The organism is Paraburkholderia terrae, assembly GCF_002902925.1.
In the GTDB taxonomy this organism is placed as follows: domain Bacteria; phylum Pseudomonadota; class Gammaproteobacteria; order Burkholderiales; family Burkholderiaceae; genus Paraburkholderia; species Paraburkholderia terrae.
In genome coordinates this window covers 1,146,595-1,163,963 of record NZ_CP026113.1, presented here as the reverse complement: position 1 = coordinate 1,163,963, position 17,369 = coordinate 1,146,595, and the positions used below count along the sequence as shown (strand labels likewise).

Below are 17,369 nucleotides of genomic sequence, written 5' to 3'. Positions count from 1 at the left end.
ATCCGGCCGCCTGCTCAATCGAACGTATAGACGAACTCGCCGTCGCGCGCGCCGATCTGCACCCTCGACACTGTCGCACCGATCATCATCCGCTTGAGGAACTCGTTGCTGATATGTGGCAGCAGCGTGTTCGTCAGGATCGCGTCGATCATCCGGCCGCCGCTTTCCAGTTCCGTGCAGCGGCTCGCGATCAGCTTCACGACGTCGTCGTCATACGAAAACGGAATCTTGTGCGTTGCACGCACGCGCTTTTCGATTCGCCCGAGTTGCAAACGGATGATCGCGCCAAGCATCTCATCGGACAATGGGTAGTAGGGAATCACGACCACCCGCCCAAGCAGCGCGGGCGGGAACACCTTCAGCAGCGGCTCGCGCAGCGCCTTCGCGATGCCCTCAGGCTCGGGCATCAGTTCGGGGTCCTTGCACAGGTTCGTGATCAGGTCGGTGCCGGCGTTGGTCGTGAGCAGGATCAGCGTGTTCTTGAAGTCGATCACGCGCCCTTCGCCGTCCTCCATCCAGCCCTTGTCGAACACCTGGAAGAATATCTCGTGTACATCAGGATGCGCCTTTTCCACTTCGTCGAGCAGCACGACGCTATAGGGCCGGCGCCGCACCGCCTCGGTCAGCACGCCGCCTTCGCCATAGCCGACGTAGCCCGGCGGCGCGCCCTTGAGCGACGACACCGTATGCGCTTCCTGATACTCGCTCATGTTGATCGTGATGACGTTCTGCTCGCCGCCGTACAGCACTTCGGCGAGCGCCAGCGCGGTTTCCGTCTTGCCGACACCGGACGTGCCGGCGAGCATGAACACGCCTATAGGCTTGTTCGGATTGTCGAGGCCTGCGCGCGAAGTCTGGATGCGCCGCGCGATCATCTCGGTCGCGTGGCCCTGGCCGATGATCCGCTTGTTCAGGTTCTCGGCGAGCTTCAGCACGTTCTCGATCTCGTTGCGGACCATCCGTCCCACGGGAATCCCCGTCCAGTCCTGCACCACCGAGGCGACCGCCTGCTGGTCGACGGTTGGCAGGATCAGCGGATCGTCGCCCTGGTGTTCCGCGAGCTTCGCCTGTAACTCCCGCAGTTCGGCAAGGCGCGCTTCGCGTGCGGCGTCATCGGCGGGCGCAGTGGGGGCTGCTTCGGCTGCGCCTTCGACCTTGCCGGTTTCGTTGCGCAATTGCGCGCGCAGATCGAGGATGCGCGTCACCAGTTCCTTTTCCGCCTCCCAGCGCGCTTCGAGTTCGGTCAGACGCGCGCGTTCAGCCGTCACGCGCTCGGTCGCCACGGCAAGCCGTTCGCCCGTCTCGATGCCGACCGCTGTCTCACGTCCGATGATTTCCAGCTCCGTTTCGAGCGCGGCGATACGCTTTCTCGAGTCGTCGACAGAAGGCGGTGTCGCATGCTGGCTCACCGCGACACGCGCGCAAGCGGTGTCGAGCAGGCTTACCGCCTTGTCCGGCAACTGGCGCGCGGGGATGTAGCGGTGCGACAGGCGCACGGCCGCTTCAAGCGCCTCGTCCAGCACCTGCACCTTGTGATGCTTTTCCATCGTCGACGTGATGCCGCGCATCATCAGGATCGCCTTTGTCTCGTCCGGCTCCGGCACCTGCACGACCTGGAAGCGGCGCGTGAGCGCCGGGTCTTTTTCGATGTGTTTCTTGTACTCGGCCCACGTTGTCGCCGCGACGGTGCGCAGCGTGCCGCGCGCGAGCGCCGGCTTCAGCAGGTTCGCCGCGTCGCCCGTGCCTGCCGCCCCGCCCGCGCCGACCAGCGTGTGCGCTTCGTCGATGAACAGGATGATCGGCTTTTCGGAGGCCTGCACTTCCTCTATCACCTGACGCAGCCGGTTCTCGAACTCGCCCTTCATGCTCGCGCCCGCCTGCAGCAGGCCCACGTCGAGCGTACGCAACTGCACGTCGTGCAGCGTAGGCGGCACGTCGCCCGCGACGATGCGCTGCGCGAAGCCCTCGACCACGGCCGTCTTGCCGACCCCGGCTTCGCCCGTCAGGATCGGGTTGTTCTGGCGGCGCCGCATCAGAATGTCGACCACCTGGCGAATCTCTTCGTCGCGACCGACGATCGGATCGAGCTTGCCGTTGCGCGCCTGCTCGGTCAGATCGGTGGTGAAGCGCCTGAGCGCTTCCTGCTTGCCCATTGCGGCGGGCGGCACTGCGCCGCCGGTGTCGCCGGCCTGGGCGGCACCCGCGGCCTGAGAACCGTCGCTCGCGGTCATCCCCGCTTCGGGCGAGCCGCCGAGCAGGCTGTCGAACTCTTCGACGAGGGGATCGAGCTTGACCCGCTCGAACTGGCGCGAGATGCCGTACAGTCCGTTGCGCAGCGACGGCGTCTTCAGCAACCCGACCACCAGGTGACCGGTGCGCACCTGATACTCGCCGAACAGCAGCGAGCCGAACACCCAGCCGCGCTCGACGGCTTCCTCGACCTGCGACGAAATATCCACCACCGACCCTGCCCCGCGCGGCAGCCGGTCCAGTGCGTCCGTCAGATCGCGCGCGAGCGCCGATGGCTCGATGCCGAAGTGCTTGACGATGCGATGCAGATCCGAGTCCTGCAACTGCAGAACCTGGTGGAACCAATGCACGAGCTCGATATACGGATTGCCGCGCAACTTGCAGAACACGTTTGCGCTTTCGATTGCGCGATAGGCCAGCTTGTTCAGCTTGCCGAACAACGCTGCACGTTTGATTTCGGCCATTTTGCTAGTCCTTCGGTGAGTGTTGGGATGCCGGCTCGCTCGCCCGTGCGTCGCTACGCGTGGGCTCGGCGGGCCGTCCGGACAACGAAGCGGGATGCAACCGCAACTGACGCTGGTCCTGCGCGGCGGGGCCGCTCAGCAGCCAGCTCGTGTAACCAAGCCGGGCGCGGCGACCCAGCGCGAGGCGTGGCACGTCCTCCTGCCTGAGCCACAGGTTGACGTCCCAATCGAGGCCGTCACGGACATAGTTGCGCACCCAGTCGGTGAGGCGCCGCAGGCTGTCGCCGCCTGGCAGGAAGCGTTCGTAGTCGGCGAGCGTCAACGGCCCGATGACGATGCGGAACTTGTGCTGGCAATCCCACACGCGCGCGCCGAGCAGCGTCGAGATGCCGAGCGACGCCGAGCCGTCCCGCGCGCCCAGGCGCGATAGCGTGTCGCGCGGCAGTTCCATCCAGTGGCCGACCCATTGCTCGATGCGCACGGGCAGGTTGAAGAAGCGCGCAAGGATTAGTTGCAGGCCCTCGGCGGGGCGAGTCGGACCGGACAGCAAGCCGGCGAAATGCAGTTTCGCGAAGTCGGGCACCGCGTCGCGCTCGCGGAGCGCCGCTTCACCCAGGCCAAACGTGCTGCCCACATAAACGGAAAAGCGGTCGCGCTCCGGCCGGTCGAGACTCACGGTCGGCTGCGCATTGGCCCAGGCGCGATAGAACAGCGACACCATCCGGTGATGGAAGATATCGAGAAAGCGTGCAAAGGTGGGATCGTTCGCATTGCGCGCGCGGTCGCGCACGTACTCGGTCAGATGCACTGGCATCGGACCGTGCGGCCCCATGAGACCAAAAAAATTCACCGCCAGCCGCGCCGCGTGTCCGTCGTGACACGGCCTCAACTCACCGAGCGTGGTCGGATGAAAGATCAGCTCGGGCTCCTGCGAAAAGTGCACCGCGTCATCGCGCGGGCGCAGCGATTCGCCGATGCGCGGCTTGTCCCGGTAGGCGTTCTCGATGAGCCTCAGGGCCTGGAAGAAATCGAAGCGGTAGGCGTGCGCTTCGAGCTCGCGCAGCAGGGTCAGAGCGTCCGGCATTGTCCGACCCTCGCTGGCCATCGCATGATCTCGCCGCGCGACAGCGTTCTGACCACCGTCTCGGCGAATGAATTGATCGATACGTATTGCGCAAAGTAGTGCGACAGCACCGCGCCGAGCAAGAAGGCGCCGGCGCCTTCGAAAGCCGCGTCGTCGAGCGTCAGCGTGATCGCGAGTCCACGGCCGAACACGATCGGACCGGCACAGGGCAGACGCCGCGTGACGGGATGCGATTCGATCGAATGCAAGCCTTCGATCATCCGCTGCGCCGCGGGATCGTCGACGGGGCAATAGAGGCTCAGCAGATCGCGCATGGCGCGGGCGCCCTCTTTCGCGTCGCTATCGACGAGCGATGCATAGTTCAGCGACAGGTGACTCAAGAGCCGCCACGCGACCGCGCCATGCGCAAACGACGGCAGCGGCCGGCTCGGGCCGCTCACGCAGCGCACGCTTTCGATGGGCGCCTCGACGTCGAGTGTGAAGTCACTCGCGCCAACGCCGATCGACAACGTAAGCGGCAGGTCGCGATTCGTGCAAAGCACCTGCAAACCAAGCTGGCGCAAGTCGCCGCGAAACGGCGCGTTAGCCGCGTCCACGAGCGCGATGAAGGTCTCGCTGCCGAGATAGCTGGTGCGTGGTCCGCGTTCGGCCTGGCGCGACGAGCGCACGCGCTTGTCGCGGCGCACCTGGTAGTACGCGCCGGCGCCATAGCCGGCGCCGAGATCGCGCGCGTGATAGAACGGCTCGAACTTCTGCTCGGCGGCCGCGCCTGCGCCATAGCCCGTGACCTCCTCGATCCGGTAGATCTCAAAGTCCATCGGTCGGGTGCGGTCGGCCACCACGTGGTATTCGAACTGCTCGGCCGACAGCGCGATGCGGTCGGTCCGGCGCGGAAACAGGTTGATCGCGGGCGTGCAGTAGAGCGCGAAATTCGATGCGTCGACCGCCTGCTCCAGCATCGGGTCGCCGCGCTTCAACAGCACGATCACTTCGACCTCGTTGTCGCCGCAGCGGCGCAGCGCCTGCTGCAAGCCGTCGATCGAAACGAACATGAAACGCGCTGCGAACGCGAAATACTCCTGCAGCAGCCGGTAACCCTGAAACGATTGCTTGCTGATCGGCAGCAGCGCTTCGTCTTCCGCGAAGCCCATCGGCGCGACGGCCGTCGCGGGCAATTGCGCGTGCCAGGTCGCGGGCCGCGATACCGGCATCACGACGACGCCCATCGCCGAGCCGACGAGACGCTCGTAGAGGCGCGTCGGCATCGAGTCGGTGCCGCGCAGGTAGAGCGCCAGTTTGTCGAGCTTCAGCTGGTTGATCTTCAGACCACCCGTCGCGCGCAGGCGCAGCCGCAAGCCCGCTTTGACGCCTGCCGGCAACGCGATATCGGCGCCGCCCAGCGACCCCGAATGCGTGAAGAACTTCGCGTCGGCGATTTCGAGCGGCCACAGCGTCAGGTCGTGCGCGCTGCGATATTCGCAACGCGTCGAGCCGTTCTTGTCGAGCAGGCTGCGCAACGCGCTGCCGCGTGCAATCTTTACCCCATCCGCGAGGCCCGAGTTGCTCAGATCGGGCCGGATCTGCACCACGGCCATCGACGGCGTCGGCGCCAGATAGTGCGGATAGACAAGCTCAGTGAGATGCTGCGTGAAACGTGGAAACTCCGCATCGATCTTCAGTTGCACGCGCGCGGCGAGAAAGCTGAAACCTTCGAGCAATCGCTCGACATACGGGTCCGCGCATTCGAGGCTTTCGAGCCCGAGCCGCCCGGCGATCTTCGGATATTCTTTGGCGAACTCGCCGCCCATTTCCCGCAGGTGCTGGAGTTCCGCGCTGTAGTATTTGATCAGTTCCGGGTTCATGTGTTCAGCGCGCGCCGCTTTGGTCGATCACTCTGATTTCTCCGGCCTCCAGATCCAGTTCAGTCCTGAAATAGAGTCGCTCCGGGTACGGCTGTGCCCACAGATCTCCCTCGATCAAAAACGACACGGTGTTGTGCTGGGCCGTGGTCTCTTCGACCTGGATCGCCGTCACGCGCACGGTCTCGCGCAAGATGCGCGGCTCGAATGCCCAGATCGCATCGCGCACGTGTTTTTCCAGCTTCGCCGGATCGACACCCGAGGCAGTTTTGCCTGCGATATCGGGAAAGCCGTAGTTCAACACCGACGTGCTCACATACGGATAGCCCGACACATCCTGCACCGACGAAAGGCCGTTCGCGTTGAGCAGCCACGCGAGATCGCGCTGCACGCTCTGACGCAGTGCGCGTATCGACAGTACCCGGCGTTCGCGCGCCTCCTGCTTGACCTCGGGCTCGTGGTCGGTCAGCCGGTCGAGCAGCGACGGTTGCAGCCGGTCACGCGAGCTCAGCTCAGCCATGATCCGGCGCGGCGCCAGCGCCGCCCTCGCTGCCTGACGGAGCCTCTACCGCGAGTTCGATCGTGCGGATATCGAGCAACGCGTAGTCGTTCGCGTCGGTTGTCAGCATGCGTTGCCCAACCGGGCGCGCGTCTGCCGCATCGCCGCCAATCCATTCGGTCAGGTGCGCGAGCCATAGCGCATGTTTCTTTTCGGCCAGTGTGCCGGCGTAGCGCGTTGGAATCAGTCCGACCGCCTGGCCATCGTTGGCCCAGGTGAACACCGCCGGCGTCCAGACCCGGTCGCGCAGGTCGACGGGCGCTTCGATCTCGATGCGCTTGATGCGGAAAAACGGCACCCAGTAGTAACGGCCGTTGAGCACCGTTTCGAGCGTCGGTCCGAGCCGCGTGTCGGCATCGGCGATCCACTCGAACGGTTCGCCGTTCACGCTGCCCGAGGTGGCGGGCGCATCGCCGAGCGCCTGCTCGCGTGCGGCCACGGCCGCTGCGTGGTCGCCTGCGGCATCGAGCCGCAATGCTTCAACCAGCAACGCGAGCCAGCTGGTCGGCTCGCCGAAAATCAATGGCGCACGCGCACCGCTGAAGACTGCTTCGCGCAGCGCTTCACATTGCAGCGCCTCGCGATACATTTGAACCATGGGCAATGCTGCGGCGTCGAGGTCGCCGGCCACATTGAGTTGTGTCAACGCGCGGTCCCATGCGCCGAGCACTGCGAGCAGCTGGAACAGGAACACGCGGTGGGCCGCCTTCGACGGATCGTTGCGAACCTGCATTTGCAACAGGCGCAGGCATTCGTCCAGATTGCCCTCGCGCAAGCTTTCTTCTGCCGTCATGTCAGTCGCTCCGTCAGGCCGGGTCAAGGCTGCCGAACCACACTGCGATGCCATCGCCTGTGCCATGGCATCGCAGTGCCGCCGCGCCACACGCCCCGGGCACGGCGGTACGCTGCCGCTAGCCGTTGGTTGGATCGTTCTTCACGATGTTCCACTTCATCTCGACGACCCCGCCTTCCTTCGCGCCCTTCGCGTTTTGCGGCTGATATTCGACATGGAACTGTTCGAAGTTCAGCGTCACGTTCTCGGTGAAGCGGTCCTCACCACCCGAGCCGCCTGTCGAATACGAGCTGATCAGGCACGCGGTCAGCGTGACCTTGTAGTACTCGAGCGGATTGTCGCCCCCCGCCTTGCGCACGGTGAGAATGACCGAGTCTATGTGCGAGCCCTTTGCGCAGGCCAGCATGATCGTCGGTGTCGACTTGTCGACGTACTTGGTGAACGATATGTCCTGCACGTTCACCTTGCCGGCACCGCCGCCCGTTCCCAGGTGCATCGTGCCGCTCTGGCTCAGCCCCCAACTCCACGCGAGCACATCGATCTCATCCTTATGAGACTTGTCCTGAGACTCACCTTTGATGTCGCCCAGCTTAATGAACATATCGACGGCCATGTTCTTCTCCAATCAAATCGGTTCACCACTGATAATGGAATTCCGTCATGCCGCCTTGGCGGACGGAAGCTTCGAGACCAGCCGCAACGACACGGTCAGGCCTTCCAACTGATAATGCGGACGCAGGAAAAACTTCGAAGTGTAGTAACCCGGGTTGCCTTCGACTTCTTCGATCACGACTTCAGCGGCGGCAAGCGGCCGGCGCGCTTTCGACTCTTCGGTGGAATGGGCTGGATCGCCGTCGACATATTGCAGAATCCAGTTCTGCAGCCAGCGCTGCATGTCATCTTTTTCCTTGAAGCTGCCGATCTTGTCGCGCACGATGCACTTCAGGTAATGCGCGAAGCGGCTGCATGCAAACAGATACGGCAGTCGCGCAGCCAGATTCGCGTTCGCGGTCGCGTCGGCATCTTCGTACTCGGCCGGCTTGTGCAATGACTGCGCACCGATAAACGCCGCAAAATCCGAGTTCTTCTTGTGTACGAGCGGCATGAAGCCGTTCTTCGCCAACTCTGCTTCGCGCCGGTCGCTGATCGCGATTTCGGTCGGGCACTTCATGTCGACGCCGCCGTCGTCGGTCGGGAACGAATGCACGGGCAAGCCTTCGACCGCGCCGCCCGACTCGATGCCGCGAATCCGCGAGCACCAGCCGTACATCTTGAACGAGCGGTTGATGTTGGTCGCCATCGCATAGGCTGCGTTGGCCCACGTGTACTTGCTGCTGTCCGCGCCCGCGGTATCTTCCTCGAAGTCGAATTCTTCGACCGGGTTGGTCTTCGCGCCGTACGGCGCACGCGCGAGAAAGCGCGGCATCGCAAGGCCGATATAGCGTGAGTCTTCCGATTCGCGCAGCGAGCGCCACGCCGCATGCTCGGGTGTCTGGAAGATCTTCGTCAGGTCGCGCGGATTCGCCAGTTCCTGCCACGAATCCATCAACATCACCGACGGGTCCGCGGCCGCGATGAACGGCGCATGGGCGGCAGCCGATATCTTCGCCATCTGCGTCAACAGGTCGACATCCGGCCCGCTGTTGTCGAAGTAGTAATCGGCGACCAGCGATCCATAGGGCTCGCCGCCGAACTGGCCATATTCTTCTTCATAGAGCTTCTTGAAGAACGGGCTCTGGTCCCAGGCGGTGCCTTTGTATTTCTTGAGCGTCTTGTGCAGTTCGCCCTTCGAAATGTTCATCACGCGAATCTTTAGCGTTTCGTCCGTCTCGGTGTTGTTGACCAGATAATGTAGACCGCGCCACGCGCTCTCTACTTTCTGGAACTCCTCCGAGTGAATGATCAGGTTGATCTGCTCACTGAGCTTCTTGTCGATCTGGGCGATCAGGCTCTCGATGGTCACCAGCACGTCGTTGGAAATCACGGCGGTATCGCGCAGTGCCTGTTCCGCTAGCGTGCGCACTGCCGTCTCGACGGCTTCCTTTGCCTTATCGCTTTTCGGCTTGAATTCCTTTTGCAGCAGATTCGCGAAGTCGCTCATCTCGAGCGTGCCCTCGGTCTGCTGGGCTTGTCCTTCGGGGGTGGGTTCGGCCATGGTCAGACTCCACTGTTAGTCGCGCTTATTCCTGTGGCTTCGGCGCGGATGCGAGCGATTGCAGCAAAGCCGGGTCGTTCAGCACCTTCGCAATCAATTCCTCGGCGCCCGTCTTGCCGTCCATGTAAGTCAAGAGGTTCTGCAACTGGCCGCGTGCCTCCAGCAGCTTCGACAGCGCGTCGACCTTGCGTGCGACTGCGGCAGGCGAGAAGTCGTCCATGCTCTCGAAGGTCATGTCGACGGCCATATTGCCTTCACCCGTCAACATGTTCGGCACCTGGACTGCGACGCGCGGCTTCATCGACTTCAAGCGCTCATCGAAGTTGTCGACGTCGATTTCCAGAAACTTGCGGTCCGCAACCGGCGCGAGCGGGTCCGCCGGCTGTCCGGAGAGATCGGCCATCACGCCCATCACGAAGGGCAGATTCACCTTCTTCTCCGAGCCATAAACCTCGACGTCATACTCGATCTGCACGCGCGGCGCGCGATTGCGTGCAATGAATTTCTGACTGCTTTCCTTGGCCACGACAGTTCCCCTGGTTGAAGCTGCACCGTCGAGAGGCGGAGCAGCGTATCAGTTACGATGAGCAACTCCCCGACGACTATTCTTCGATACCGCCAACCTGCCGGGCCTGACCGAGACCTTCCGGCGCGAGGTCCTGCAATATTTCAATGAAGCTCTTGTCCACCAGACGGCGCGCCCGGGTCAGCAACAACGGCACCGGACTCGACGGCTCGTGCTGTTCGTAATACGCGCAGATCTTGTCCAGCAGGCGGATGACGTCCTGCCGGCTGTTGACTTCTCCACTTGGCGCCGCACGCGTTGCCCCGCCCGGGGCGGCGGGTGCATCATCCCCGCCCTCGCCGGCTGGCGCTTCGCCTGCTGTCTGCTCATTGGCGTCGCTGACCCGCTCGCCAAGGAAGCCCGCCGCCTGTTGCAACAGACGCGACAGTGGAGACAGGTCGATCGCCTGGGCTGCGCCAACGCGCTCCGTCAACAGCGTTTCAATCCGGGTGTTGCTTTGGCGCGCTGAGAGCAACGCGGCGTGCGTAGTCGCCGCTTCGTCTCGCACGTCGGCGATGGCCGCGTCGATCGAGGCGAGCGATGGCGGTTCGACGCCATCGGGTACGGGCGTTTCTCCCGTCGCATATTCGATATCACGCAGCCTGACGATGCCGTGGGTGCGCGACGCGGCAAGCGCTGTATCGCGCACGTCGAGCAACATCCCCGACTGTTCGACAAGTACGGCGAGCGCATTGATACGCGCCGTTGGATCGTTGTCGTCGTCAGGGTCGAGTTGCGGGTAGACGTGATCCCAATGCCGCTCGAGCAGGCCTTCGATCAACGCCATTCCTTCGGCGAGACCGGTGAAGCCCTGGCGGTTCAGGAGCGCGCGCGCAAGATGCGCAGCGACGCGCAAGTCACGGCTTTTGTTGAACAGTTCGAGCGCAAGGGCCTGGGCTGCTTTCCAGTCAGGCGGTGTGGCGGCGACTACGGTGTCGCCATACTGGACTTCCGGTTTGCCATGCACGACCTGTTCGAGTTCGAGAAACGTCGGGTCGTATTCGACATCGTCCCCGCAGGGACTGTCAGGCGATATTTCGGCGAGCAGTACCCCGGCATCGAGCGTGGCCATTGTTGTGTCGGCTTCAGTCTGAAACGAATAGTTTTAGCGTGCCCACGCCTCGCGACGCGTCACGCCACGTTAACTTCCGAATCCGGTCTTCCTCAAACCGATTTACAACAAATCAAATTTGGAATCCCGATAAAAATATGCGATGCCGCAGTGTTCCTCTACGAACATTTCACAACAGACCGATATGAGCATAGCACGCAATATTTAAAAGAAAAGGAGCGCCGCCGTGGTCACAAACTTGAAAGGAACGACCCGCAAATCCGATTGAAATAACAGTTTCTAAACACCTGAAAAAAACGCAAGATGTACGTAGTCTGCGGCCTTTTGCTCATCGATCGGAATGCATCATCGTCTATACATTGATAACAAATTACTCACCAATCAACGTGATTGCCATCACCAAACGTTTCAGCTTTATGAAATTGAAAAAGTCGCGCCAGGGAATGCGGCAAGGTAAACCCTCATATAGGTTTTGTTGTCTGATGTGCAATACCTAGAGCATTGCCTTGCGCAGTTTCGCAGTGAATAACTGTCTCTTTGAGTCACGCTCGACAACAGTGAGCTGACAGTCGTATCCGCATTCCGGTTTCCCCTGCTCCAATCGAACAGACGCACATCGGGTACTCAAATCTGCACAGCGTGACGCTGTGCTCATCATGCGGGGTGACATGTGACACACATTGAAAGCGCACGGTCGGCCGATAGCGTCTGCGACAGTGCGTTGTCGGACCTGTGGCAGAGGCGCACCTGCCTCAATCAGGACGAGATGGCATCGATCTATACGGTCGTGCGCCGCGCATTGCAGGGATATCATCCGTTCGAGTTGCAGGCGTTGGGCGAAGACAAGGAAGAACTCATTTCCCAGTTCATCTACTTCAAGGTCTTCCGGCTCGAAGCCGCGCATGCGCACCCGGAAGCTTTCCCGCTGCATAGCGCGCCATCGAACGGTCATGCCGTGTGCGCGTACTTCCGCCGCTATCTGATCGACTGCCTGCGCAACGCCGGCCATCAACGCAACGTCTCGTTCGACGATGACGACGTGCTAGCCGAGGTCGAGCAGCAAGCCGCCGTGCAAAGCGATCCTGTCGGCTCGGTGCTGGCCCAGTACGGTCTGGACGAGCGAACCGTGCGGGAGTCCGCAGCGCGTTTCATCGCGGGGATCGACGAGTTCGACCAGTTGCTGCTGGCGGGCAGTCTGGGCTGGCTGTCGAACGAAAAGGGCGGGCTGTCGCGGATCGCCGCACGCTATCGGATTGCGTCCTATCACTATCGCGCCCGCAAGCTCGGCGTGACCTTGAGAAAAGGCTCCCTGCCGGCCGATTTCGCGGCGACCAGCATCGGCGAGTGGATCCAGCACACGCTTGGCATCGACATCGCCGCGGAGAATCGCGTCGCGATCCTGTTCGTTCTGGGCATTCTCTCCGAACAGTCGCGTGCCCCGGCAGTTGAACCCGATCCGAGCAGAGGCTTCCTGTGCAACTTGCCACAGCAAGCCTGAGCGACCCGGGCGGCCGAAAGCGCAACGAGGACGCGCTGGGCGACTGGTCGAGCGAGCGCCTCTACTATTGCGTGCTCGCCGACGGTGCGGGCGGACACGGCGGCGGCGATACGGCATCGGCGATCGTCGTCAATAGCGTGCTCGCGGATCTGCGCTACCTGACGGTCGCCGAGTTGCCGCCGACGGGTCAACGCCTCGTCAAAGCGATCGGCCACGCGAACGCAAATATCCTGGAAGAACAGGCACGTGGCGACGCCGCGCTGAAAGACATGCGCTCGACCGTCGTGCTGCTTGCGATCGACTGCGAACTACGCACGGCGGCGTGGGCCCACTGCGGCGATTCACGGCTGTATTGTTTTCGTGGCGGGCACATCAGCGTGCAAACGCGCGACCATAGCCTCGTTCAGGAGATGGTCGACGCGCGCCTGATCACGCCTGAGCAGGCGCGCCATCATCCGCGCCGCAACGTATTGATCGCCGCGCTGGGCACAGCTGGCGATCTGGATATCGTCGGCTTCGACGGCACGTTCGGCCTGCTCGATCGCGATGCTTTCCTGCTTTGCAGCGATGGGCTGTGGGAGTACGTCGACGAGACTTACATGAGCGAGACGCTTGGCGAAGCCGCGACCCCCGACGCATGGCTGGGCGCGCTGGCTGCGCGCGTGCGCAAGATCGCGCCCGCCAGCCACGATAACTTCAGCGCACTGGCCGTGTGGATCGACGATCCGGACGACACTCAGTCTACGGTGCTGCAGGTGGCGCCTTCATGAATGCGCCGCCTGCCTGAATCGCGCACGATAACGCTAGAAGTCTCCGCATCCATGTTGACCGTTCAGCAACATGCAGCTGTTCAGATTGGGTTGCGATCGCACGCGCTTCCATTCGACAGCGAGGATGTCCTGAGTGTCCCCCGGCGGCGCGGTGGTGAAGAGCGGCTGATTCGAACCGATACAGATGTTGGTGCCCTGCAGGTTGTTCTCGTAGACGAAGGTTTGCTCCTGGTTGCTGAAGAACTGCTGCAAGCCGGCTTGCGAAACAGGATCGATCAACTGTGTCACCGTCAGCGTGCCCGGTACCTCGATCACGATATAGCCGACGTTCGACCCGAGGTTTGAAAGGATCGGATACTTCCCCGGCGGTGAATTTTGATTGGCGGGCGACGTTAGCGTGCCCGTCAGCGCGCCGGCGGCGGTGTCGCCATTGAGCAGACCGCTGGCGGTGAACGTGAACACCGGATTGGGTGCGCCGGCAATGCGCGTCTTGCCATCGGCGGTTACCGTCACGGTTGGTCTTGCGATATAGACGTAGTGATTGCCAGTGGTCGGCACCGTACCGCCCCAACTGCAACCAGCACCGAATACGCAGCCATAGAAATTGGGCTGCGCGGTATTGGGCTGGACGTTGCCGCGCGTCTCGCCCACCCATGTGCTCGCCCAGATCCGCCAGCCGTTGTCGGCAACGATCGTGCCGGAACCCGCCGCGTTGAACAGACCGCTTTCCATGACCAGATCGATCGTGCCGGCCGCGCTCAGGCTGGTGCCCGGACCGCCCAGCCCGATATTGCCCGTCGTGGCCTGAGCGATTAGGTTTCCCGTCAACGTTGAGTTGGTGCCATCGAGGGTGGTCAACTGGCTCGTGTCGGAATTGAATGTCTGGCTGACCACCGGACCGATGATGAAGCCGTGCGAGTTCGTAAAGTTCACGTTGCCCGCGTTGACCATCGCCAGCACGCCGACGTCGTTTTGCGGATCGGTCAGCGTGAAAGTGCCGGGCCCCGAAAGCAGCAGGCTCGCCGCCTGGATGCCGCCCGGGTCGGTGACGGGACCGCCGGAAACGAGCGTGAGCGTTTGGCCGGGCGTCGAAAGGCCAAATGGAAGCGTAATGCCCTGGCTGCCCGATCCCGGATTGGACAGCGTCAGATTGTTCAAGAGGCCCGGGCGTGTCAGCACGCAGACCGAGCTGTCCGATGCGCACACGCCGTTCACCGTGATGAGTCCCGTCTGCGTGGTCGAACCTAGCACGATGTTCGGGATCGAAGAGAACGTCGAGAACGTCGCCGCGTCGATGCTCAGACCGCCTGTGCCGAACAGCGTAATCGGTGTCGCGTTCTGCGCGACGATCGCGAACGTGTTCGGATCGACCGTCGCGGGCATGATCGACAACGTGCCGCCGGGCGACGACAACGTCGAGTTACTGATGAACAGACTGCTGGTGGTGCCGTCATTCGACGCGCGCAACACGATGGAGCCAGGGTGCGCCGTCGTGACGGTGGGGTCGGCCAGCAGCGCAGCGCCGACGAGCGCCGTGCCGCCTCCCGAGAATGGCGGCACGCCGATCGCGAGGCCAGGGTCGGCCGTGTTGGTCGAACCGGCTATCTGGATCGAGCCCGTTTGCCCCGTTGCCTTGATGTCGCCATTGGCGATCAGCACGCCGACATCGCCCGGCAGGTTCGGGCTGCTGACACCCGACGGTCCGCTCACGGTGCCGCGAATATCAATGAGACCGCCATTGTTCGAAACGATCTGCGTTCCGTCAGTGATCTGCACGCCATTGGTCAACGGACCCGTGCCGTTGCCGTAGATGCTCATGGTGCCGCTGCCCGTCGTGACGGACGAGACCGCACCCGGCGTGCATTCGCAAATGCTGTTCTCGAAAATGACGCCAAGCACCGACGCATTGGACGGGACCCCGACAGTTTGCCCGATCAACTGGATATTGCCGCTCGTCGACTGGACCGACGTACTGTGCAGGTCGAGCGCGAAGCTGTTGCTGAGCGCCGACGATACCGTGCCCGTGATGCCGATATTGCCGCTGGTCGTGCTCACGTTCGCGTTGAATAACTGAACGCCGTCGACAAATGTCACGGTATCGCCGGTGACGCTGCCGGACAGGTTGATCGAACCTGTCGTGTTCGACACCGACGTGTCGGACACGAAAAGCCCCAGCGCCCCATTCGCCGGTGCGTTGCCCGTAATCCCAATCGCACCGCCCGAGCTGCTGACGGCAGGACCGGCCACGGTTCCGCCGGCAGGTGTGAAGCCGCCCGAGATCCGGACGCCATTGCCGAAGTCGCCGGGCGCGTTCCCGTTGATGCTGATACTGCCCGTCGTGGTAGTGACCGAGCTGTTCGATAGACTAACGCCTTCACTGCCTCCGCCGCCGGTGGCGTTGCCCGTTACCGTCGTCGCACCGGCACCGCTGGTGAGCAGACTGCCGAAGATATTGACGCCCGTGTCTTCCGCCTGCGTCGTCGTACCGATGAGCGTGAGCGCGCCGCCGCCGGTATCGACCGTCGAGTTGTTGATGATGACGGGGCTTGACCCGGCCGCGTTGACTGTGAGGCTACCGCCATTGGTCGTCACCGTCGTGTTGCTGATCGAGACGGAACTGAAGGCATTCGTTCCGCCCACGTTCCCATTGAGCGCGATATTGAGCGGCCCCAAGGTCGACATGATGGGTTGGCCGTTGTCGACGATCGAACCGAGCGCGGTCAGCGTCAGGGTTGGGATGGTGGTCGGACTTGCCGGTGTCGCCGCGATGATCGGCGCCTGAATGTTGATGTCGCCCAATGAAAAGTTGGTGGGTGTCGAGCCGACCGTCGTGATCGTCACGGAGACGCCCTGATTCAGCTGGTCGGTGATCAGGGAATTGACCACCTCGCTGTCCGTGCCCGCAGGCGTGAAAATGGCCGGTGATCCATTGCTCGGCGGCGTCTCGGTCGCCGGTGTTCCCGATGCCGCCGCCACGATGGCGATATTGTCGGGATCGATCTTCCACGTCCCGCCTTTCCCCTTGGGTGCGGAAGCGTCGATGGTCGCGCGGGTGATGTCGAGATAGTGACCCGATGTTTCGATCAAGCCGCCGTTGCCGCCCTGCGCCCCGCCCCTCGCAGAAAGCGTGCCGTAGATCCGGCTCGCCGTTTCGCTGAACGCGACCACATTTCCGCCAGGTCCATTGGTCAGCGCATCGGCATGAATGCTTGCCGTTGGCGACATCCACAGCGCGTTGGCGTTGCGAATGGTCGGGTCCTGCCCGGCCGCACCGCCGCCAAAGCGCACCGTGCCGCCGCCCGCCGCACCGCTCGCATCGACCCGCGCGCCGTCGACGAGCGCAAGGTTGTAGCCTGTCACGTCGATCCGGCCACCTGTCAGGCCCGCGCCACCCGTCGCATCGAGCGTGCCGCCGACCGACGCGACACCGCTCGTGCCACCATCGAGCACGATGTGCCCGTTGCGCTCGGCGACGCTTTGCGCACGTATGATTCCCTGCTGGTTGATCACGGTGCCCGCCAGCGCATCGGCCGTCTGCGCGCTCATCACTACCATCCCGCCATCGGAGGCGAGCGTGCCTGTGTTGCCGATCAGCGCATTGGCCGCCCCCTGGTTTATTTTCAGCGTGGTCAGCCCGTCGCCCGCAAAGTCCAGCGTGATGTCGTTGCCCGCACCGATTGCGACCGTACCGAGCCGCGCGCTCACCGTACCCGAATTGCTCACGCTGCCGCCGAGCAGTGCAATCGTGCCGCCCGTCCCGGCAGTCAGCGTTCCGGCGTTGCTGACGGGCGCGACGGACGTACCGACGAAGCGATAGTTGCCAGCGAGAAAATCGGCGTTCGAAATATTCAGCGTCGACGCGACCAACGAGCCGACATTCACCGATGAACCGGGAGCGAAGATCACGCCAGCGGGGTTGACGAGAAACACCTTGCCGTTGGCCTGCAGCCGCCCTGCAATCACGCTGGGATCGTTGCCCATCACGCGGTTGAGCAGCGCCGCCCCGGCCGACGGCTGGGCAATCGTCACGCCTTCGTTCGCGCCGATCGAGAAGGTGTTCCAGTTGACGATCGCCTTGGGCGTTTTCTGCGTGATATTCATCTGCCCGGCAGCGGGCGCATTGACGCTCACCGTACCCGACACCACCTGCGCACCCGTCGGGTTCGCAAGCAGCGACGACATGTATGACCCGGCAAGCAGCATCGCCGCCGCACAGACGATCGTGCCGGCAACCCGCAACGGCACAATGCATGGTTTGTTCATGGCAAACCTCCGCGCCGGACAGAGCCCGGCTCAACCA

12 protein-coding genes are annotated in these 17,369 nt (G+C 63.0%); 2 read left to right on the top strand and 10 right to left on the bottom strand.

The genetic code is table 11. The annotated features are described in order from the left end of the window. Window positions 1–14 precede the first annotated feature (14 nt). From tssH to tssA, 9 genes are all read right to left on the bottom strand, one after another. Complete coding sequence (gene tssH / locus C2L65_RS35025; RefSeq protein WP_042306129.1) at window positions 15–2,714, bottom strand: type VI secretion system ATPase TssH; 2,700 nt, start codon at window positions 2,712–2,714, stop codon at window positions 15–17. Window positions 2,715–2,718: 4 nt separating this feature from the next. Continuing rightward, window positions 2,719–3,798, bottom strand: a complete 1,080-nt coding sequence (gene tssG / locus C2L65_RS35020; protein ID WP_042306130.1) for a type VI secretion system baseplate subunit TssG — start codon at window positions 3,796–3,798, stop codon at window positions 2,719–2,721. Next, complete coding sequence (gene tssF / locus C2L65_RS35015; protein WP_042306131.1) at window positions 3,783–5,660, bottom strand: type VI secretion system baseplate subunit TssF; 1,878 nt, start codon at window positions 5,658–5,660, stop codon at window positions 3,783–3,785. The genes tssG and tssF overlap by 16 nt, the downstream gene beginning before the upstream one ends. A gap of 4 nt (window positions 5,661–5,664) precedes the next feature. Next, the gene (gene tssE, locus C2L65_RS35010) at window positions 5,665–6,177 is read right to left on the bottom strand and encodes a type VI secretion system baseplate subunit TssE (RefSeq protein WP_007580069.1); all 513 of its coding nucleotides are present in this window, start codon (window positions 6,175–6,177) and stop codon (window positions 5,665–5,667) included. After that, a complete protein-coding gene (locus tag C2L65_RS35005; RefSeq protein ID WP_042306132.1) occupies window positions 6,170–7,009 on the bottom strand; it encodes a type VI secretion system accessory protein TagJ in 840 nt (279 codons plus the stop codon). Before C2L65_RS35005 ends, tssE begins: the two co-directional genes overlap by 8 nt. Window positions 7,010–7,127: 118 nt before the next feature. Then, window positions 7,128–7,622, bottom strand: coding sequence for an Hcp family type VI secretion system effector (locus tag C2L65_RS35000; RefSeq protein ID WP_007740151.1), 495 nt, complete (start codon window positions 7,620–7,622; stop codon window positions 7,128–7,130). Between the two features lie 45 nt (window positions 7,623–7,667). Continuing rightward, the gene (gene tssC, locus C2L65_RS34995) at window positions 7,668–9,164 is read right to left on the bottom strand and encodes a type VI secretion system contractile sheath large subunit (RefSeq protein WP_042306133.1); all 1,497 of its coding nucleotides are present in this window, start codon (window positions 9,162–9,164) and stop codon (window positions 7,668–7,670) included. A gap of 25 nt (window positions 9,165–9,189) precedes the next feature. Continuing rightward, window positions 9,190–9,690 carry a type VI secretion system contractile sheath small subunit gene (gene tssB / locus C2L65_RS34990; protein WP_007740143.1) on the bottom strand — a complete coding sequence of 167 codons (501 nt, stop codon included), beginning with the start codon at window positions 9,688–9,690 and terminating at the stop codon, window positions 9,190–9,192. Between the two features lie 76 nt (window positions 9,691–9,766). Then, complete coding sequence (gene tssA / locus C2L65_RS34985) at window positions 9,767–10,801, bottom strand: type VI secretion system protein TssA (protein WP_042306134.1); 1,035 nt, start codon at window positions 10,799–10,801, stop codon at window positions 9,767–9,769. A gap of 766 nt (window positions 10,802–11,567) precedes the next feature. On the opposite strand from tssA, the gene C2L65_RS34980 reads away from it, so the two are divergent. Together C2L65_RS34980 and C2L65_RS34975 are read left to right on the top strand one after the other, a co-directional pair. Beyond that, the gene (locus C2L65_RS34980; RefSeq protein ID WP_042306248.1) at window positions 11,568–12,299 is read left to right on the top strand and encodes a hypothetical protein; all 732 of its coding nucleotides are present in this window, start codon (window positions 11,568–11,570) and stop codon (window positions 12,297–12,299) included. Further along, a complete protein-coding gene (locus tag C2L65_RS34975; RefSeq protein ID WP_042306135.1) occupies window positions 12,275–13,069 on the top strand; it encodes a PP2C family protein-serine/threonine phosphatase in 795 nt (264 codons plus the stop codon). Before C2L65_RS34980 ends, C2L65_RS34975 begins: the two co-directional genes overlap by 25 nt. Window positions 13,070–13,102: 33 nt before the next feature. On the opposite strand, the gene C2L65_RS34970 is transcribed toward C2L65_RS34975, so the two are convergent. Beyond that, window positions 13,103–17,332 carry a beta strand repeat-containing protein gene (locus C2L65_RS34970; RefSeq protein WP_042306136.1) on the bottom strand — a complete coding sequence of 1,410 codons (4,230 nt, stop codon included), beginning with the start codon at window positions 17,330–17,332 and terminating at the stop codon, window positions 13,103–13,105. Window positions 17,333–17,369: the final 37 nt, after the last annotated feature.